At 39.8% G+C, this 16309-nt stretch carries 14 protein-coding genes, 4 pseudogenes and 1 other annotated feature (1 of these 19 only partly in view); of the genes and pseudogenes, 14 read left to right on the top strand and 4 right to left on the bottom strand.

The genetic code is table 11. From position 1 onward, the window contains the following. Positions 1-125: a sequence feature (ribosomal protein L10 leader region), on the top strand; it begins 11 nt to the left of the window's first position. A 28-nt stretch (positions 126-153) separates the two neighbouring features. Further along, on the top strand, positions 154-654 hold the full coding sequence (rplJ, locus tag I2432_RS06390) for a 50S ribosomal protein L10 (protein ID WP_012515812.1): 501 nt from the start codon (positions 154-156) through the stop codon (positions 652-654). 64 nt (positions 655-718) lie between these two features. Continuing rightward, complete coding sequence (gene rplL, locus I2432_RS06385; RefSeq protein WP_012677786.1) at positions 719-1084, top strand: 50S ribosomal protein L7/L12; 366 nt, start codon at positions 719-721, stop codon at positions 1082-1084. Between the two features lie 43 nt (positions 1085-1127). Here rplL and I2432_RS06380 read toward each other — a convergent pair whose 3' ends face one another. After that, positions 1128-1307 (bottom strand): hypothetical protein, encoded by a 180-nt coding sequence (locus I2432_RS06380; RefSeq protein ID WP_196819650.1) that lies wholly within the window; start codon positions 1305-1307, stop codon positions 1128-1130. Positions 1308-1361: 54 nt separating this feature from the next. Between I2432_RS06380 and tnpA (I2432_RS06375) the strand changes: the two are divergent. Both tnpA (I2432_RS06375) and tnpA (I2432_RS06370) read left to right on the top strand, forming a co-directional pair. Next, positions 1362-1748, top strand: a pseudogene (gene tnpA, locus I2432_RS06375) (IS200/IS605 family transposase); the annotation flags it as partial. Positions 1749-2175: 427 nt separating this feature from the next. Beyond that, positions 2176-2587, top strand: a pseudogene (gene tnpA, locus I2432_RS06370) (IS200/IS605 family transposase). Positions 2588-2768: 181 nt separating this feature from the next. On the opposite strand, the gene I2432_RS06365 reads toward tnpA (I2432_RS06370), so the two are convergent. The 3 genes and pseudogenes from I2432_RS06365 to I2432_RS06355 form a co-directional block, all read right to left on the bottom strand. Next, the gene (locus I2432_RS06365; RefSeq protein ID WP_012515807.1) at positions 2769-2924 is read right to left on the bottom strand and encodes a ComC/BlpC family leader-containing pheromone/bacteriocin; all 156 of its coding nucleotides are present in this window, start codon (positions 2922-2924) and stop codon (positions 2769-2771) included. Between the two features lie 93 nt (positions 2925-3017). After that, a pseudogene (locus I2432_RS06360) lies at positions 3018-4376 on the bottom strand (bacteriocin secretion accessory protein). 10 nt (positions 4377-4386) lie between these two features. Next, positions 4387-4845: pseudogene (locus I2432_RS06355) on the bottom strand (ATP-binding cassette domain-containing protein); the annotation flags it as partial. 465 nt (positions 4846-5310) lie between these two features. On the opposite strand from I2432_RS06355, the gene I2432_RS06350 reads away from it, so the two are divergent. From I2432_RS06350 to I2432_RS06305, 10 genes are all read left to right on the top strand, one after another. Then, positions 5311-5604, top strand: a complete 294-nt coding sequence (locus I2432_RS06350; RefSeq protein WP_021320876.1) for a bacteriocin immunity family protein — start codon at positions 5311-5313, stop codon at positions 5602-5604. A gap of 1085 nt (positions 5605-6689) precedes the next feature. After that, positions 6690-8522 carry a translation elongation factor 4 gene (lepA, locus tag I2432_RS06345; RefSeq protein ID WP_196819649.1) on the top strand — a complete coding sequence of 611 codons (1833 nt, stop codon included), beginning with the start codon at positions 6690-6692 and terminating at the stop codon, positions 8520-8522. A gap of 523 nt (positions 8523-9045) precedes the next feature. Beyond that, complete coding sequence (msrB, locus tag I2432_RS06340; protein ID WP_012677798.1) at positions 9046-9483, top strand: peptide-methionine (R)-S-oxide reductase MsrB; 438 nt, start codon at positions 9046-9048, stop codon at positions 9481-9483. Positions 9484-9769: 286 nt separating this feature from the next. Beyond that, positions 9770-10789 carry a YeiH family protein gene (locus I2432_RS06335; RefSeq protein WP_038674217.1) on the top strand — a complete coding sequence of 340 codons (1020 nt, stop codon included), beginning with the start codon at positions 9770-9772 and terminating at the stop codon, positions 10787-10789. A 343-nt stretch (positions 10790-11132) separates the two neighbouring features. Further along, positions 11133-11558 (top strand): PTS sugar transporter subunit IIA, encoded by a 426-nt coding sequence (locus I2432_RS06330; protein ID WP_043025999.1) that lies wholly within the window; start codon positions 11133-11135, stop codon positions 11556-11558. A 14-nt stretch (positions 11559-11572) separates the two neighbouring features. Continuing rightward, positions 11573-12064, top strand: a complete 492-nt coding sequence (locus tag I2432_RS06325) for a PTS sugar transporter subunit IIB (protein WP_012677801.1) — start codon at positions 11573-11575, stop codon at positions 12062-12064. Between the two features lie 17 nt (positions 12065-12081). Continuing rightward, positions 12082-12891, top strand: a complete 810-nt coding sequence (locus I2432_RS06320) for a PTS mannose/fructose/sorbose/N-acetylgalactosamine transporter subunit IIC (RefSeq protein WP_012515795.1) — start codon at positions 12082-12084, stop codon at positions 12889-12891. After that, positions 12888-13715, top strand: coding sequence for a PTS system mannose/fructose/sorbose family transporter subunit IID (locus I2432_RS06315; RefSeq protein WP_014623027.1), 828 nt, complete (start codon positions 12888-12890; stop codon positions 13713-13715). The genes I2432_RS06320 and I2432_RS06315 overlap by 4 nt, the downstream gene beginning before the upstream one ends. A gap of 170 nt (positions 13716-13885) precedes the next feature. Then, positions 13886-15520: a sensor histidine kinase gene (locus I2432_RS06310; protein ID WP_206152474.1), complete on the top strand. Its 1635-nt coding sequence runs from the start codon at positions 13886-13888 to the stop codon at positions 15518-15520. Between the two features lie 3 nt (positions 15521-15523). Continuing rightward, complete coding sequence (locus I2432_RS06305) at positions 15524-16309, top strand: AraC family transcriptional regulator (protein WP_196819647.1); 786 nt, start codon at positions 15524-15526, stop codon at positions 16307-16309.

Raw genomic sequence — 16309 nt, 5'->3', positions numbered from 1 at the left:
AAACTGACCTAAGACAGCAGGGGAGTGTGCTCATAATATTCCTGCCGAGGCACAAAACGTCATTATTGAAGATAACGTATTTGTACTTTCGTGTCTAGGTTTAGGTGCGATTTTTTTGTGCCTAGCCCAAAAATAAAAACGGAGGTAAAACTAATGAGTGAAGCAATTATCGCTAAAAAAGCTGAACAAGTTGAGCTTATCGCTGAGAAAATGAAAGCAGCTGTAAGTATCGTTGTTGTAGATTCACGTGGTCTTACAGTTGATCAAGATACTGTTCTTCGTCGTTCACTTCGTGAAAGTGGCGTTGAGTTCAAGGTTATCAAAAACTCAATCTTGACTCGTGCAGCTGAAAAAGCAGGTCTCGACGAATTAAAGGACATATTCGTAGGACCATCTGCAGTAGCATTTTCAAATGAAGATGTTATCGCACCAGCTAAAGTCATCAACGACTTTGCTAAAACTGCTGAAGCACTTGAGATTAAAGGTGGTGCTATCGAAGGTGTTGTTTCTTCAAAAGAGGAAATTCAAGCACTTGCAGCATTGCCAAACCGCGAAGGAATGCTTTCTATGCTTCTTTCTGTACTTCAAGCCCCAGTCCGCAACGTTGCATACGCTGTCAAGGCTGTTGCAGAAAGCAAAGAAGGCGCTGCGTAAGGCCTTTAGAGGTAGCCTAGAGCTACAAATCATTATTTAATATAACTATTTGGAGGAAATGACAATGGCATTAAACATTGAAAACATTATTGCTGAAATTAAAGAAGCTTCAATCCTTGAGCTTAACGATCTTGTAAAAGCTATCGAAGAAGAATTCGGTGTGACTGCAGCTGCTCCTGTAGCTGTAGCTGCTGCTGGTGGTGCTGAAGAAGCTACTAAGGATTCATTTGACGTTGAGTTGACATCTGCTGGTGACAAAAAAGTTGGTGTTATCAAGGCAGTTCGTGAAATCACAGGTCTTGGACTTAAAGAAGCTAAAGGTCTTGTTGACGGCGCACCTGCTAACATCAAAGAAGGTGTTGCAGCAGCAGAAGCAGAAGAAATCAAAGCTAAGCTTGAAGAAGCTGGAGCAACTATCACTCTTAAATAATAGAGTATCGCAAGAGATTGCGGAAGCCCAATTTACTAGCCTTTTAAAGCGAAGAGCGATTTGAAGAAACTGATAAATTGATTTGGTTTCCTGCTAAAAACCCTACCAAAGATTTTTTGGCAGGGTTTTTATTTTTATTATGGCTTCGAGCCAGTTTTTCTCGTAGAGAAAAACAAGAAAACCACCAGCTATGCTGGTGGCTGACAAGGCTTTGAGCTTCCATTTCTTTTTCCTGTTATAATCTAATTGTTCAGGTTAGATCAAGGAGGAAAAAGAGATGGCTAAAACCAGTTACAGTTTATCACATACCAAATGGATGTGCAAATATCACATAGTTTTCACACCAAAGTACCGCAGAAAATCCATTTACTACAAAATTAGACAGGACTTAATTGATATTTTCCGTCACCTATGTCAATACAAGGGCGTGGAAATCATTGAGGGACATATGATGCCAGATCATGTTCATATGCTCGTCTTGATACCTCCAAAACTTTCGATTTCCGATTTCATGGGGTATTTGAAAAGTAAAAGTGCTCTCATGATATTTGATAAACACGCTAATTTAAAATATAAGTATGGAAATCGAAAGTTTTGGGCTAGAGGCTACTATGTTAGTACCGTTGGACTGAACGAAAAGACGGTAGCGAAATATATTCGCGAGTAGGAGAAAAATGACATTGCACTTGATAAGTTGAGTGTTAAAGAATATGAAGATCCATTTTCAGATGGCAGTTTTAAAACAAGATAAAAGCCCGTTTTTACGGGCATTAGTCAAGTAATCATAGCACTAACCTGAACGAAGTTCAGCGAACGTCTTTAGACGTCGCTGGAGAGAAACGGCTTATAGCCGGTGTACAAGCCACCCGTTTTTACGCGTGGTTATGACTTAGTGACTTTAGTCCGTTTCGCTCCGTAGGTGCGAAACAAAAATCCCCCGCTATGCGGGTGCGCATCGAACGTTATACTACAAAAAAACTCCAAACGCGCTACAATATAGGTGTTCAAGCCAATTGTAAAGCGAAAGGAGTAAAAATATGGCACAAAAGCCCCACAGTTTATTGCACACAAAGTAGCATTGTAAATATCACATTGTGTTCACCCCTAAGTATAGACGAAAAGTAATCTATAATCAATATCGAGGCAGTTTGGGAGAAATTTTTCAAAGATTATGTAGCTATAAAGGTATAGAAATATATAGAAGGACATCTGATGCCAGATCACGTACACGTGTTAGTAAGCATTCCACCCAGAATAAGTGTTTCAAGTTTTATAGGATATTTAAAAGGTAAGAGTACGCTTATGATGTTTGACAAGCACGCCAATCTGAAATACAAATTTGGTAATCGACACTTTTGGGCAGAAGGCTATTATATTAGTACGGTTGGATTAAATGAAGCTACAATAAAAAAATATATTCAAGAACAAGAAAAACATGACATAGCACTAGATAAACTGAGTGTAAAAGAATATGAAGATCCCTTTAGAGATAAGGGTAAGTGATACAAATACTTCTTTGAGAGGCAAGTGACGAGTCAATAGCAATGTGGTTTGAACAAAGTGAAAGCCAGCGTCTTTAGGCGCTGGCTAGTTATATGGGCTTATAGTCCCTATTCAAACCACCTGTTGGACGGGTGGTTATGATTTCTACTAAAAAAACTATTATTACAATACTAAGTATATGTTAGACAATAATATTATTAGAACCCACGGAGGTATGTTTATATTTTTGAGAGCGATTAAAATTTAATATCTCTGACCACCAATCTCCACCTGTTATTTGATTGAGTTCGGATGAATTTAGTTCTTGAAATTGAGTGAGTGAATTTTGTTTTTCCATTTGTGGACCTCCTTCTTTTTTCTAATATTATAATTTAAGATCAATATATTATTTCTCTAAATCCTAAATGGTCATCGAAACGTCCGGAATGGTTTAATCATGATTTGACAACAGTTTATTCTTATAAAAGTCGAAGTAGGATTTTTTAGCGATAACACTTGTAACACGACCCTGTGCACCATATTTTATCAAGTAGCTATCCTTGGAAGGGAGTTTGGCAAGAGTTGTAATCTTGAAAAGATTACCTTGTTCTGTTTTTGTTGCTGTTTTATCAATAGTAGAAATTTTTCCATTAACAGTGATGGACTGTTTTCTCACTTTTTGAAGATTTAGACGAACAGTTTGACCTTTTTTAAGGAGAGAAACATAATCAGAAGTTACAAAGTATGTAATCAGAGCTTTTCTAGTTTGAGTAATATTAGGATAGATTTTGGCAATATCACTACCATTTGGGATAAGACTTTTCCCCTCGTATTCATTATTTAGATGAATAATCCTGGTTTCTGGTGCTAAAACAACATTAGTGTCTAACTATACACTTGCTTGTTCTAGCTGAGCTTTAAGTTCAGTGATTTGACTGTCGATGGTTGACAGCTGTTGTGAAGCATTCTGTAGAAATTGAGTCCTCAAGACTTCAACTTTGGTTTCTGAACTGTTATCGTATGTTGCACTACTACCAGTACCTGCTCTTTGAATGCTAAGCCCAGAGAGGGATGATTCTAAACCTGAAATAGTCTGGTTAATCTGAGAGATAAACTGGTTAGACGTGGAAGTTTGTTCTTCTTGTGATTGAGACAGGTAATTATTGAGAATATCTTGATGAGGATTACCAGTTGGTAAGATTGTGTTATGATTTGAGATAGCTTGACGAAGATCTTCATATTCTGAAATCTGCTGGTTTATAGTATTGATTTGAGTATCAATTGCAGCAAGGGTGTTATTTGCAAGTGTGGATTGATTGGATACTTCTGTATTTATTTTAGCGATACCAAGTTTAATCTCTTGAGACTGATTTATAAAGTTGTTGAAGGTGTCAGCAAGACCAAATTCATCATTTTGTGGTAAGAGGTTCGTTCCTTGTTTGAGACTTTCTTTCAATGTCTCTAAACCAACTTTTTGTTTATTCAACGTATTTAATTGTGATTCTAGAGAATTCTTTTGAGAACTCTCAATGGTTTCTTTATATTTGATTAAACGTTTTCCTTTTTTAACGAGTTGGTTTTCTTTAAGATTATTTTTAACGATAGCATTGTTGCTAGTTGACTGTATTGATGCAATGACTTTTGTAGGCATAATTTCACCTCGTGACGATACCGTTACTTCTTTTTGACCAAGAAAAGAAAATGAAAGTAAAAATATGACGAGTAATGTTAGTTGTATAATAAGAATTATCGTAAAATTATGATAGCGTCGCTGATAAAATTCAGCACTTCTAAACAGATTTGGATTCATGAATATCTCCTTACTTACTAAATAAATGATGATAGAAGCCTTTGGTGCGTCATTAATTCGTTATGCGAACCTATCTCGATTATTTTTCCTTTATCAAGTACAACAATTTGGTTAGTATGTTCAGCAGTACTAAGACGATGGGCAACGAAAATAATCGTTTTCTCGGTCATTGACATTAGGTTATCAATCACTTTTTTCTCCGTTAAGACATCTAGTCCGCTTGTCGCCTCATCGAGAATTAGAATAGGAGACTTGGTTAATAATGCTCTAGCTAATGAGATTCTCTGTTTTTGTCCACCAGACAATCCTGCCCCATCAGATAGCCCATAGGCATTTGTTCAATATCTTCTCTAATTTCTGCCATATCACAGGCATTGATAATACCCTCTTGAGCAATCGCTTGGTTTGCACCGAGAGTAAGATTTTCTAAAATTGATCCACTAAAAATATAAGCTTGTTGAGGCAGATATTGGTTATCGAAACGTCCTAAATGGTAATCTGACAAATCTATCAAATTATCTCAAACGGTTGAATTTAAGTCTTAAGCGGTAAATTTTTCCCATTTAGGACGTTTCGATGACTGTTTAGGAAATGGAGAACAAATTTTAATAGAAAGTGTTATACTAAGTCTGTCAAGGTTGCAACCGGACAAAATAAAAACACATATAAAGGAGATATTCGTCATGGATACAAAATTTATAGCGTTGACTGAAGAGTAATTGAAATCAGTTGAGGGTGGAAAAAATGGAGTTGTAAAATTACCTGGAGGGACCGGTGTATATTGTTGGAATACAGGAAAAAATAGTGCAAAATGTGGTATGGACTGGAGTGTGGCAGGACCATATGTTGGTAAGATAATTGTCAATGGTTGGGTTAACCATGGACCTTGGGCAAGTCGTCCATAATTTTAATTTATATAGAGAGGTGTGAAATCATGAATGAAAGAGATTTAGTACAGCTGATAGAACAGACTCTAAAAGATGAAGAGGTGCAAAATAATGTCACTTATAGGAATCTTTTGGAAGAAAGTCTCCAGCAATTATCACTCAAAAAGCCTGTGTATTTAGTTAGTACCAGGTTAGCAGGACATATTTCAACCTATCTAATGACAAATCATTATGAGGCACCAAAAGCGATTATAGTTCTTGCTCAATCTATCGCATCAGCCCCGGCTAAACATAGAGGTTTAATTTCTATACCATTCTGGTTAAGTAATATATTTCGTTAAAAAATATTTTCAGATCAGGATTTAGAAGGAGTTGTAGATTGGCAATGCACTCATAAAATAAGACACATTTTTTGGAGTTTTTTGCTTGAACTCCTAACTTTTACATTAGTCTATAAACAGTCAAAGGAAGTTCTTTCAATCTCTCAAATTGCAAAACAATTTTGGCTATATTTTAAAAGTACAATTTTGATTCCAATTTTAGTTACAATCATTCTTGTAAAGGAGATTTTGTCAAGTACATTAGAAATAATGATTTATTTTTACCTTAATGTTGTTGTCATGTGCTACGCTATTGGAATGATTTTATCGTTAGGTTATGTGATTTCACCCAAGCACTCTATATTCAATAAAATTAAAAATATAAAATTAAATAATAGAGTATCCCAAGAGATTGCCGAATCCCAATTTACCAGTCTTTTAGAGCGAAGAGCGACTTGAAGAAACTGATAAATGTGTTTGGTTTTCTGCTAAAAATCCTGCCAAAAAATCTTTGGCAGGATTTTTATTTTACTAAGAGATATTTAGGAGTGGCTTTGTCATTTAATGCAGATTATGATATAGCAGGAGACATATTGTTGAAGCTGTCTATGTCACTTTTGGTGGCAGGTAGGTCTTATTGGAATTGGTGACTTATGACATTTATCGGTGGCTGTAAGCGTTTGACTTTTTCACGTTTCATAGTGGTCCGCTCTGGAATGAGTGGATATTTTTTCAGAATATGATCAAAGATAGATGACATGTTTTACAGCAGGCTATAGCTGGTATGATTTGTTTAAAAAATCAAGGCCAATGATAAGGGCTGGGTGACATAAGTCTTATGGCTTTACTTCTTGTTAGCTTGTGTCAGCAGGTGCTGAGTCAATCATTGTAGGAATTATCGTAAACCTAACAGTAGCTGCTATTCTATTTGTTTATTTTCTGGTTTCTATTCAAGTTCCTAAAATGCTAGGGCAACAAATAAATGATTTATTGAAACAAGCAAGTGGCGGTACTGCGATTATTGCCTGCTTAAAAGGTTGCTGTAGCGCCATTGTCATTATTTTGGTACAATAATAGGTAAAAGACTAAATGTATAGGAAAATAGAATGAACAGTCAAGAATTTAAAAAACGTCAGGAGAACATTCGTAATTTCTCTATTATTGCCCACATTGATCATGGTAAGTCGACTCTTGCCGACCGGATTTTGGAAAAAACAGAAACGGTTTCAAGTCGTGAAATGCAGGCACAGCTCCTTGATTCTATGGATCTGGAGCGTGAGCGTGGGATTACCATCAAGCTGAATGCTATTGAGTTGAGCTATACTGCGAAAGATGGCCAAGATTATATTTTTCACTTGATTGATACGCCAGGGCATGTGGACTTTACTTATGAGGTCTCTCGGTCTTTGGCTGCCTGTGAGGGGGCTATTTTAGTGGTTGACGCTGCTCAGGGGATTGAGGCACAGACCTTAGCAAATGTGTATTTGGCGCTTGATAATGATCTGGAAATTCTTCCAGTGATCAACAAGATTGATTTACCAGCAGCTGATCCTGAAAGGGTCCGTCAGGAAATAGAGGACGTTATCGGTTTAGATGCTTCAGAGGCTGTGCTTGCCTCTGCAAAGTCTGGAATTGGTATTGAAGCTATTTTGGAGCAAATTGTTGAAAAGGTTCCAGCACCGTCTGGTGATGTTGAACAACCGCTGCAGGCCTTGATTTTTGATTCGGTTTATGATGCTTATCGTGGGGTTATCCTGCAGGTGCGTGTTGTCAATGGTATGGTCAAGCCAGGTGATACGATCCAAATGATGTCAAATGGAAAAACCTTTGATGTGACTGAGGTGGGGATTTTTACCCCTAAGGCTATTGGTAGGGATTTTCTTGCTACTGGTGATGTTGGCTATATTGCGGCCTCAATCAAGACAGTTGCTGATACGCGTGTCGGTGATACGGTCACTCTGGCTACAAATCCTGCAGCAGAGCCCTTGCATGGCTACAAGCAGATGAATCCAATGGTGTTTGCAGGGATTTACCCGATTGAGTCTAACAAATACAATGATCTTCGTGAGGCCTTAGAAAAGCTTCAGCTTAACGACGCTAGCCTACAGTTTGAGCCTGAAACCTCGCAAGCACTAGGCTTTGGCTTTCGTTGTGGCTTTCTTGGGCTATTGCACATGGACGTCATTCAAGAGCGCTTGGAGCGTGAATTTAACATTGATTTGATCATGACGGCACCGTCTGTTGTCTATCATGTTAATACAACTGATGGTGACATGCTTGAGGTCTCTAACCCGTCAGAATTTCCTGATCCAACTAAGGTAGATAGTATTGAGGAGCCTTATGTCAAAGCCCAGATCATGGTACCGCAGGAGTTTGTTGGTGCGGTTATGGAGTTGGCCCAGCGTAAGCGTGGGGATTTTGTAACGATGGATTATATTGATGACAATCGTGTCAATGTGATTTACCATATTCCCTTAGCTGAAATTGTATTTGACTTCTTTGATAAGCTGAAATCATCAACGCGGGGCTATGCTAGTTTTGACTATGAAATTGCTGAATACCGTCGCTCGCAGCTGGTGAAAATGGATATTTTGTTGAATGGCGATAAGGTCGATGCCCTTAGCTTTATTGTTCATAGAGCATTTGCCTATGAGCGTGGCAAGCTTATTGTTGAAAAATTGAAGAAAATCATTCCTCGCCAGCAATTTGAGGTGCCGATTCAGGCGGCTATTGGTCAAAAGATTGTGGCCCGCTCTGACATCAAGGCCTTACGTAAAAATGTTCTTGCAAAATGCTATGGTGGAGATGTTTCGCGTAAGCGCAAATTGCTTGAAAAGCAAAAGGCTGGTAAGAAGCGCATGAAGGCGATTGGCTCTGTTGAGGTGCCGCAAGAGGCCTTCTTAAGCGTCTTGTCGATGGACGATGAGAGTAAGAAATAGTGATATGCCAAATGAGGAGCTAGATCATGTGATCTGGCTCTTATGCTTGATGTCTTGATAGGCTAGAGATCAGGGATTGTGTCATGACAGGCTTGTATGTTTGAGATGGTTTGGAGTATAATGCTCCTATCATCTCTGTGGGGGATTGACAAATAGCTGTAAATATTGGTATTTGGATAGTTCATTCCGAGCCATTCTATGCTACTCTTAAGGTCTTTCATATGAGCTTTTTTAATGATGGTTTGGGATAAGTCATATGGGGTTTTGGGGTATACTGAAAAAGCCTACAATCTCCACAGTGGCGTTCCCTCTACAGAGATGATAGAGCCAGAATAATCGTTATGATCTGGAGCTTTGACGTCAAGCCTTAATGCAGGAGGCTTAATCAGACTGCTGTTAGGCTTGAAGGCTTAAGCCATACTGGCTGTCAGCTTGATTTAGAGAAATCTAAGCTTATGGCTCACAAATGCTCGGTCTTTTTGTTACAATAGAGTTAATCAGTTATTTTTATAAGGAGGCAGCTATGGAATCTAAGGAAGAGCTTCGCCAGCGTATTGGAGATTTGGCTTTTGAGGTCACTCAGCATGCAGCGACCGAAAGAGCCTTTACAGGTCAGTATGATGATTTTTTTGAGAAGGGGATTTATGTTGATGTGGTGAGTGGAGAGGTGCTCTTTTCCTCTTTGGATAAATTCAATTCTGGCTGCGGTTGGCCTGCCTTTTCAAGGCCAATTCACCACCGTATGGTAACCAATCATCATGACTCATCACATGGTATGCGACGTGTTGAGGTCAAAAGTCGTGAGGCTGGTTCCCATCTGGGGCATGTGTTCAATGATGGTCCCAGGGAGGCAGGGGGCTTACGCTATTGCATTAACTCAGCCGCGCTGAAATTTATCCCCTATGATCAAATGGAGCAAGAGGGCTACGCCGAATGGTTAGGGATTTTTGATAAGAGCTAGGAGTTGCTAGCGGCCAATGAAAAGGTAGAGCTTTTAGCCAATGCTAGTGGCTAAATCAAAGAAATAAAAATGCAGCTAGATACATAGAGAAAAGAGACAAGCAGATTGGCAGGTGGTCAATCTGCTTTTTGTAAGGAGACTTGCAGCTTCCTTTGCGCTAAAGAGTGTGAAACCCCTAAACAACCTACTATGCGAGTGCGTATCGGTGGTTAGCTTAAGTTTTTTCAGTTCGGTTTTACAAGCTTCTCTAAAAGGACTATAATAGCTAATGGAAAAGGAGATTCATATGCTAACATCTTTAGAAAAATTACCGGGCGTTTTACTGTGCTTGCTGTTAGCACTGCCTGCCTGGTATTTGGGAAGCTTATTTCCTATTATTGGAGCGCCAGTTTTTGCTATTTTATTGGGAATGCTATTGGCTCTTATTTATCAGAATCGTGCCTATACTAAGGCAGGAATTGCTTTTACGTCCAAATATATTTTGCAGCTGGCTGTGGTTTTCTTGGGCTTTGGCTTAAACGTGACGCAGGTTTTAGCGGTTGGTCTGCAATCCCTGCCAATTATTGTAGTAACGATTGTGACTGCCTTGGGCATAAGCTATTTGTTCAAAAGATGGTTAAGGCTACCAGCCAAGACAGCTATCTTAGTTGGTGTGGGCTCGTCTATTTGTGGTGGCTCTGCTATTGCAGCCACAGCTCCTGTCATTGATGCGCAGGACGATGACATTGCCAAGGCCATTTCGGTTATTTTTTTGTTTAATATCTTGGCGGCCTTGCTATTTCCAGCTTTGGGTCAGATGCTTGGCTTATCAAATCATGGCTTTGCTATTTTTGCTGGAACAGCAGTCAATGATACCTCATCTGTAACAGCTACAGCGACAGCCTGGGACGCTATTCACCAGTCTAATACGCTAGATGGGGCAACCATTGTCAAATTAACCAGAACGCTGGCTATTATTCCCATAACACTTGGATTATCTATTTACCAAACCAAGAGCAGGCAGGCACATACGACAGAGGGTTCCTTTAGCCTCAGAAAGGCTTTTCCGACCTTTATTGTCTTTTTCTTGCTAGCTTCCTTGATAACCACCTTTGCTGCTAGCTTAGGTCTGCCAATGGCAATCTTTCATCAGCTTAAGCTACTCTCAAAATTCTTTATCGTTATGGCCATGGCAGCGATTGGACTCAATACCAATCTAGTGACCTTAGTCAAAACTGGTGGTAAGGCCATTTTGCTGGGTGGGATTTGCTGGCTAGCGATCACATCAGTTAGCTTAGCAATGCAGGCAGCTTTGGGGAGCTGGTAACTGATGAGAATAGCTGGTGATACGCTGCTTTATAGGAAAAGTAAAGCCCTTGCTGCTCCTAAAAAAGCTTGTTAGAGCAGTTCACTTAGCTGTTAAGTGTGGCTTGGTGGGGTGTAAGTAGGCTCTATCAGTTAGAAAAGCCATCAGAACAAACGCTATCATTAAGCTGAAGCCGGGGAAACCTGGCTTTTACGTTATGCAGAATTGTCTACATATTGAATAGGATAATCCATTTTAAAAACGTTTTCATTTGATAGAATACAATTATAGCTTGGTTATTAGGGTAAACGAGATTGAACTTCTTATCTGGTTTAGCTTAAGTAAAAGAGCAGTTGGAGGAAGCATGAAACGTAAATTTTTAATAGGTAGTCATGGGAAAATGGCTAGCGGTCTGAAAAGCTCTATTGACATTTTGGCTGGTAGAGGTCAGGAATTACAAGTCATTGACGCTTATATTGATGATAGTGATTATACTGAGCAGGTATTGACCTTTATCGAAGATGTAGCAGCTGACGAGCAGGCACTGATTTTTACAGATTTATTAGGTGGCAGTGTTAATCAAAAAATAGTAACTGCCCTAATGGACAGTGGCAAGGAAAATATCTTTTTGATTTCAAATAGTAATCTTGCAGCCTTGCTATCGTTGATGTTTTTAAAGCCAGAAGAAGAGCTGACAAAAGACGAGATTGTAGCAACGATTAACGATTCTCAGGTGCAGCTGGTGGATCTAGCTCCAGCGACAGCCGCAGAAGATGACTTTTTTAATTGAGGAGGAAAAATGAAATGATTACACAAATTCGTGTTGACGACAGATTGATTCATGGACAGGTTGCTGTTGTTTGGACCAAGGAGCTTAATGCCCCTTTGCTTGTGGTGGCTAACGATGAGGCTGCTAAAAATGAGATTACACAAATGACCCTAAAAATGGCAGTCCCTAATGGCATGAAATTATTGATTCGCTCTGTTGAGGACTCTATCAAGGTTTTCAATGATCCACGCGCAGTGGATAAGCGTATTTTTGTCATTGTCAGCTCGATTAAGGATGCTTGCCAGATTGCAAAGCAGGTGAAGGACTTAGAGGCTGTTAACGTTGCAAATGTAGGGCGCTTTGACAAGTCAGACCCAGCAACTAAGGTCAAATTGGCTTCAAGCCTATTGTTAAATCCGGCTGAATTAGAAGCAGCAAAAGAGCTGGTTAGCCTGCCTAACCTAGATGTTTTCAATCAGGTACTGCCATCTAATAGCAAGGTTAGCCTGAGCCAGCTCATCAAATAAAGAAAGGTGTAATAACTATGTTAGTACCAGCAACAATGGCAGCCCTAGCTGTATTGATTTGTTTCGGGGGAAATTATTTAACCGGCCAAAGCATGATGGAAAGACCTCTCGTGGTTGGTTTGGTGACAGGCCTGCTTTTAGGAGATATGAAGGTCGGTATCTTGATGGGAGCATCACTAGAGGCACTTTTCCTAGGAAATGTTAACATTGGTGGTGTCATTGCAGCAGAGCCTGTAACAGCAACAGCTATGGCAACGACCTTTACCATCATTTCACATATTGATCAAAAAGCAGCTATGACGCTAGCTGTTCCGATTGGCATGTTAGCAGCCTTTGTGGTCATGTTTTTGAAAAATGTCTTTATGAATATCTTTGCGCCAATGGTTGATAAGGCAGCAGCGGCAAACCATCAGGGTAAGCTTGTCATGCTGCACTATGGCACATGGATTGTCTATTATTTGATTATTGCCTCTATTTCCTTTATCGGTATCCTGGTTGGAAGCGGACCTGTTAACGCCTTTGTTGAGCATATTCCACAAAATCTGATGAATGGGCTAAGTGCAGCTGGTGGCCTTCTTCCAGCAGTCGGATTTGCCATGCTAATGAAGCTCTTATGGACAAATAAGCTAGCAGTTTTCTTCCTATTAGGCTTTGTGTTGACAGCTTATTTGAAGCTACCAGCAGTAGCTGTGGCAGCACTTGGTGCGGTTATCTGTGTGATCAGCTCGCAGCGTGATTTAGAGTTAGATGCCATTACTAAGGGAGCTATCAGTAACCAAAGCAGCTTTGACTCTAAAGAATCAGAAGAGGAGGATTTCTTTGCATGAGATCTCAAGACAATTTAACTAAAGAAGAAAGAAAAATGCTACGCTCTGTTTTCTGGCGTTCATGGACCATGAATGCTAGTCGTACAGGAGCTACGCAATACCACGCTGTTGGGGTCATCTATACCTTGTTGCCTGTTATCAATCTCTTTTATAAGACAGACAAGGATAAGGCAGACGCCCTTGTTCGTCATACCACTTGGTTTAATGCGACCATGCATATCAATAACTTTATCATGGGCTTGGTTGCCTCAATGGAAAAGAAAAACAGTGAGGATCCGACCTTTGATGCCAGTGCGATTACAGCGGTCAAGGCTTCTCTGATGGGACCTATTTCTGGTGTCGGAGATTCCTTTTTCTGGGGTATTTTGAGGGTCATTGCAGCAGGTATTGGGATTTCACTTGCTAGCACAGGCTCAGCGATGGGAGCAGTAGTCTTTTTACTTCTCTATAATATTCCTGCTTTTATCATTCATTATTATAGCCTTTATGGTGGCTATTCTGTTGGTGCTGGCTTTATTAAAAAGCTTTATGAGTCTGGTGGTATTAAGATTGTGACCAAGACCTCAAGCATGCTTGGGTTAATGATGGTTGGCTCCATGACAGCTTCAAATGTGAAGTTTAAGACCATTTTAACAGTAGCTGCAAAGGGAGCCAAGGAAGCAGCCTCTATCCAAAATTATTTGGATCAGCTCTTTATTGGAATTGTCCCTCTTTTGGTAACCATGACCGCCTTTTGGCTTTTGCGTAAGAAGGTGAACATTAACTGGATTATGTTTGGCATTATGCTATTGGGTATTGTTCTTGGTCTTTTAGGTATTTGCTAATAATCTCCTAGCATCAAGGATAGGTAAGGCAGGGACTTCTTGCTTTGCTTATCCTTTTTTGTAGTGAGGGCTGCTGAAATAGCTTATGAATTTGTTAGATAGATTAAGATTTTCTTAGCTTTAAGAAATGATTTGGTATAATAGAAGGAAATAAGGGGAAAAGGCTGCCTATGGAAGAAAGATTTAAAAAGCGATTGCAGGATGATATTTCACATCATTTTTCACACCAATCATTGATTTTGTCCATTTTACTGATCGGACTCTTTCTTGTTTTTTCCTTGGCACCTCAGCAAATTGGGCTATATCAAGATTTGAAGGCTGTTGAACATAGCTATCACCAGCTGATTCGGCAAAATAAGGCATTTTTAACGGAGCTCAATCAGCATATTCTGACCAAATTTGTGAATCATCAGCTGAGCTCTTCTGACCTTAGCAAGCAATATTATCACCTAAGAAACCGCTCACAAAGCCAATCAGAGCTGCTGGTTTTTGATGCTAACAGTCACATGCTGTTTGCTAGTAATCAGCATCTGGGAAATTTTTTTCGCAATGCTGTCTATATGACAGAAGTCTTAAAAAAAGCAAGGCAAAGGAGTAGCCTCTTGAGGATCAGTATGGATAATGAGGAGGGGCATCATTTACTGCTGATAAAGCCTATTAAGGTAGAACATCAGGTTAAGGGCTATTCGCTTCTTGTGATGAATGGTAAGGATTTTCTTCAGCTCTCACATCAGATTGCTTCAGATTTTGTGATTGCAGATCAGCTTGACAATAGCTTTGCCTTTACCAATCGGACCTTTATGACCTCAAGTCTGAATAAGCTTGACAGTCATTTTCTTAAGGGCTATTTTATCTTTCATGAGCATCATGCCTTTATCCTAAGAAAGGTCGCTCTTAGTCCTTCTATCACTCTTTACAGCTACCGCCCTTTGATTCCAGTTTCTATTGCGCTCTTGTTTTCATTGATGTCCTCTGTCATGATTTATGCTATTTTGTATTGGAAGTCCAAGGCTCTGGCGACACAGATTGCTTCTAGCAATTCAACAGCGATCAATCAGATGGTTCTTGATATGCAGGCCATCTCAAGGCAGGAAAAAAATGCCATTGACCTGCAAAGTCAAGATGAATTTCAATACCTGTCGGTTCAGATCAATCAGATGATTAGCCGATTGCAGGCACTTCATCAGAAGACCCTAGCCTTAGAAAAGCAAAATGTGAGTTTTGAAAAACGCATGCTGGAAGCCCAATTTAACCCTCATTTTCTCTACAATACGCTTGAAACAATTTTGATTACGAGTCATTATGACAGTGACCTCACAGAAAAAATTGTCCTTCAGCTAACCAAGCTGCTTCGCTATAGCTTAGATGAATCGCAGGAGGCTGTGTGTTTAGGGGAGGATTTGGCTGTCTTAGAATCCTACCTGTTGATTAGCCAGATCAGGTTTGAGGAGTTACGCTACACGATAGCTGTTGAACCAGCCCTAGAGACCCTAAGGGTTCCCAAATTATTTTTATTGCCATTAGTTGAAAATGCGATCAAATATGGTCTGCGCTATCGCCATGACCTTGTGATTGAGATCAGTGTGAGGCGGATTGCCGATGCGATTTACTTTACCGTTGCAGATAATGGTCCTGGAATTAGTCAAAAAAGGCAGGCCGATATTAAAGAGCTCTTGCATTCAGAGGATTCACATCATGGCTTGGTCAATTCTTATCGTCGACTCAAGCATCAATTTACAAAAGTTGAATTGATCTTTTGTCAAAGAGACGAGCGCTTTTTGCTAACCTATGTGGTTAAGGAGTAACAGATGTATAAGCTACTAATCGTTGAAGATGAGCATATTATTCGCAAATGGCTTCGTTATGCGATCGATTATCATGCGCTAAATATCCTTGTTATCGGGGAAGCTAAGGACGGTCAGCAGGGGGCTAGGCTGATTGCAGAGGCTAAGCCGGATATTGTTTTGACAGACATTAACATGCCGATTATGACTGCCTTTGAGATGTTTGAGGCCACAAAAGAGCAGTCCTATGCTAAAATCATCTTGTCTGGCTATGCTGATTTTGCTAATGCAAGGTCTGCTATCCACTATGGAGTTCTTGAGTTTTTGACAAAGCCTCTAGAAAGACAGGCCTTACATGATTGCTTGCTAACTATTATCCAAAAGCTGCAACAGCAGTCTCAAGAGCAGGAGCTAAGCCAGCAGCAGGATTACCTCAAACTGCCACAGCCTAATGACCAATTGCCTGATGTTGTCCAAGAAATGCTCAGCTGGATCCATGAGCATTACCAGGATAAAATCATGATTGGTCAGTTGGCTCACGATCTGGGCTATAGCGAAAGTCACCTCTATCATTTAGCTAAAAAATACCTGAAAATGACTTTTAGTGACTATATCAACCAATACCGCCTGAATCGAGCAATTCAATTGCTGATTGCGGAGCCGGATGTGATGGTCTATCAGCTTGCAGAGGCTGTTGGCATTTATGATTACCGCTATTTTGATCGTGTGTTTAAAAAATATTTGGGGCAAACGGTCAAGGATTTCAGAGAAACGGTATTACACCAGAGATCAGATAGGAGTTCATTGTGA

Source organism: Streptococcus equi subsp. zooepidemicus (genome assembly GCF_015689395.1).
GTDB lineage: Bacteria > Bacillota > Bacilli > Lactobacillales > Streptococcaceae > Streptococcus > Streptococcus equi.
This window is presented reverse-complemented; position numbering and strand designations above follow the sequence as displayed.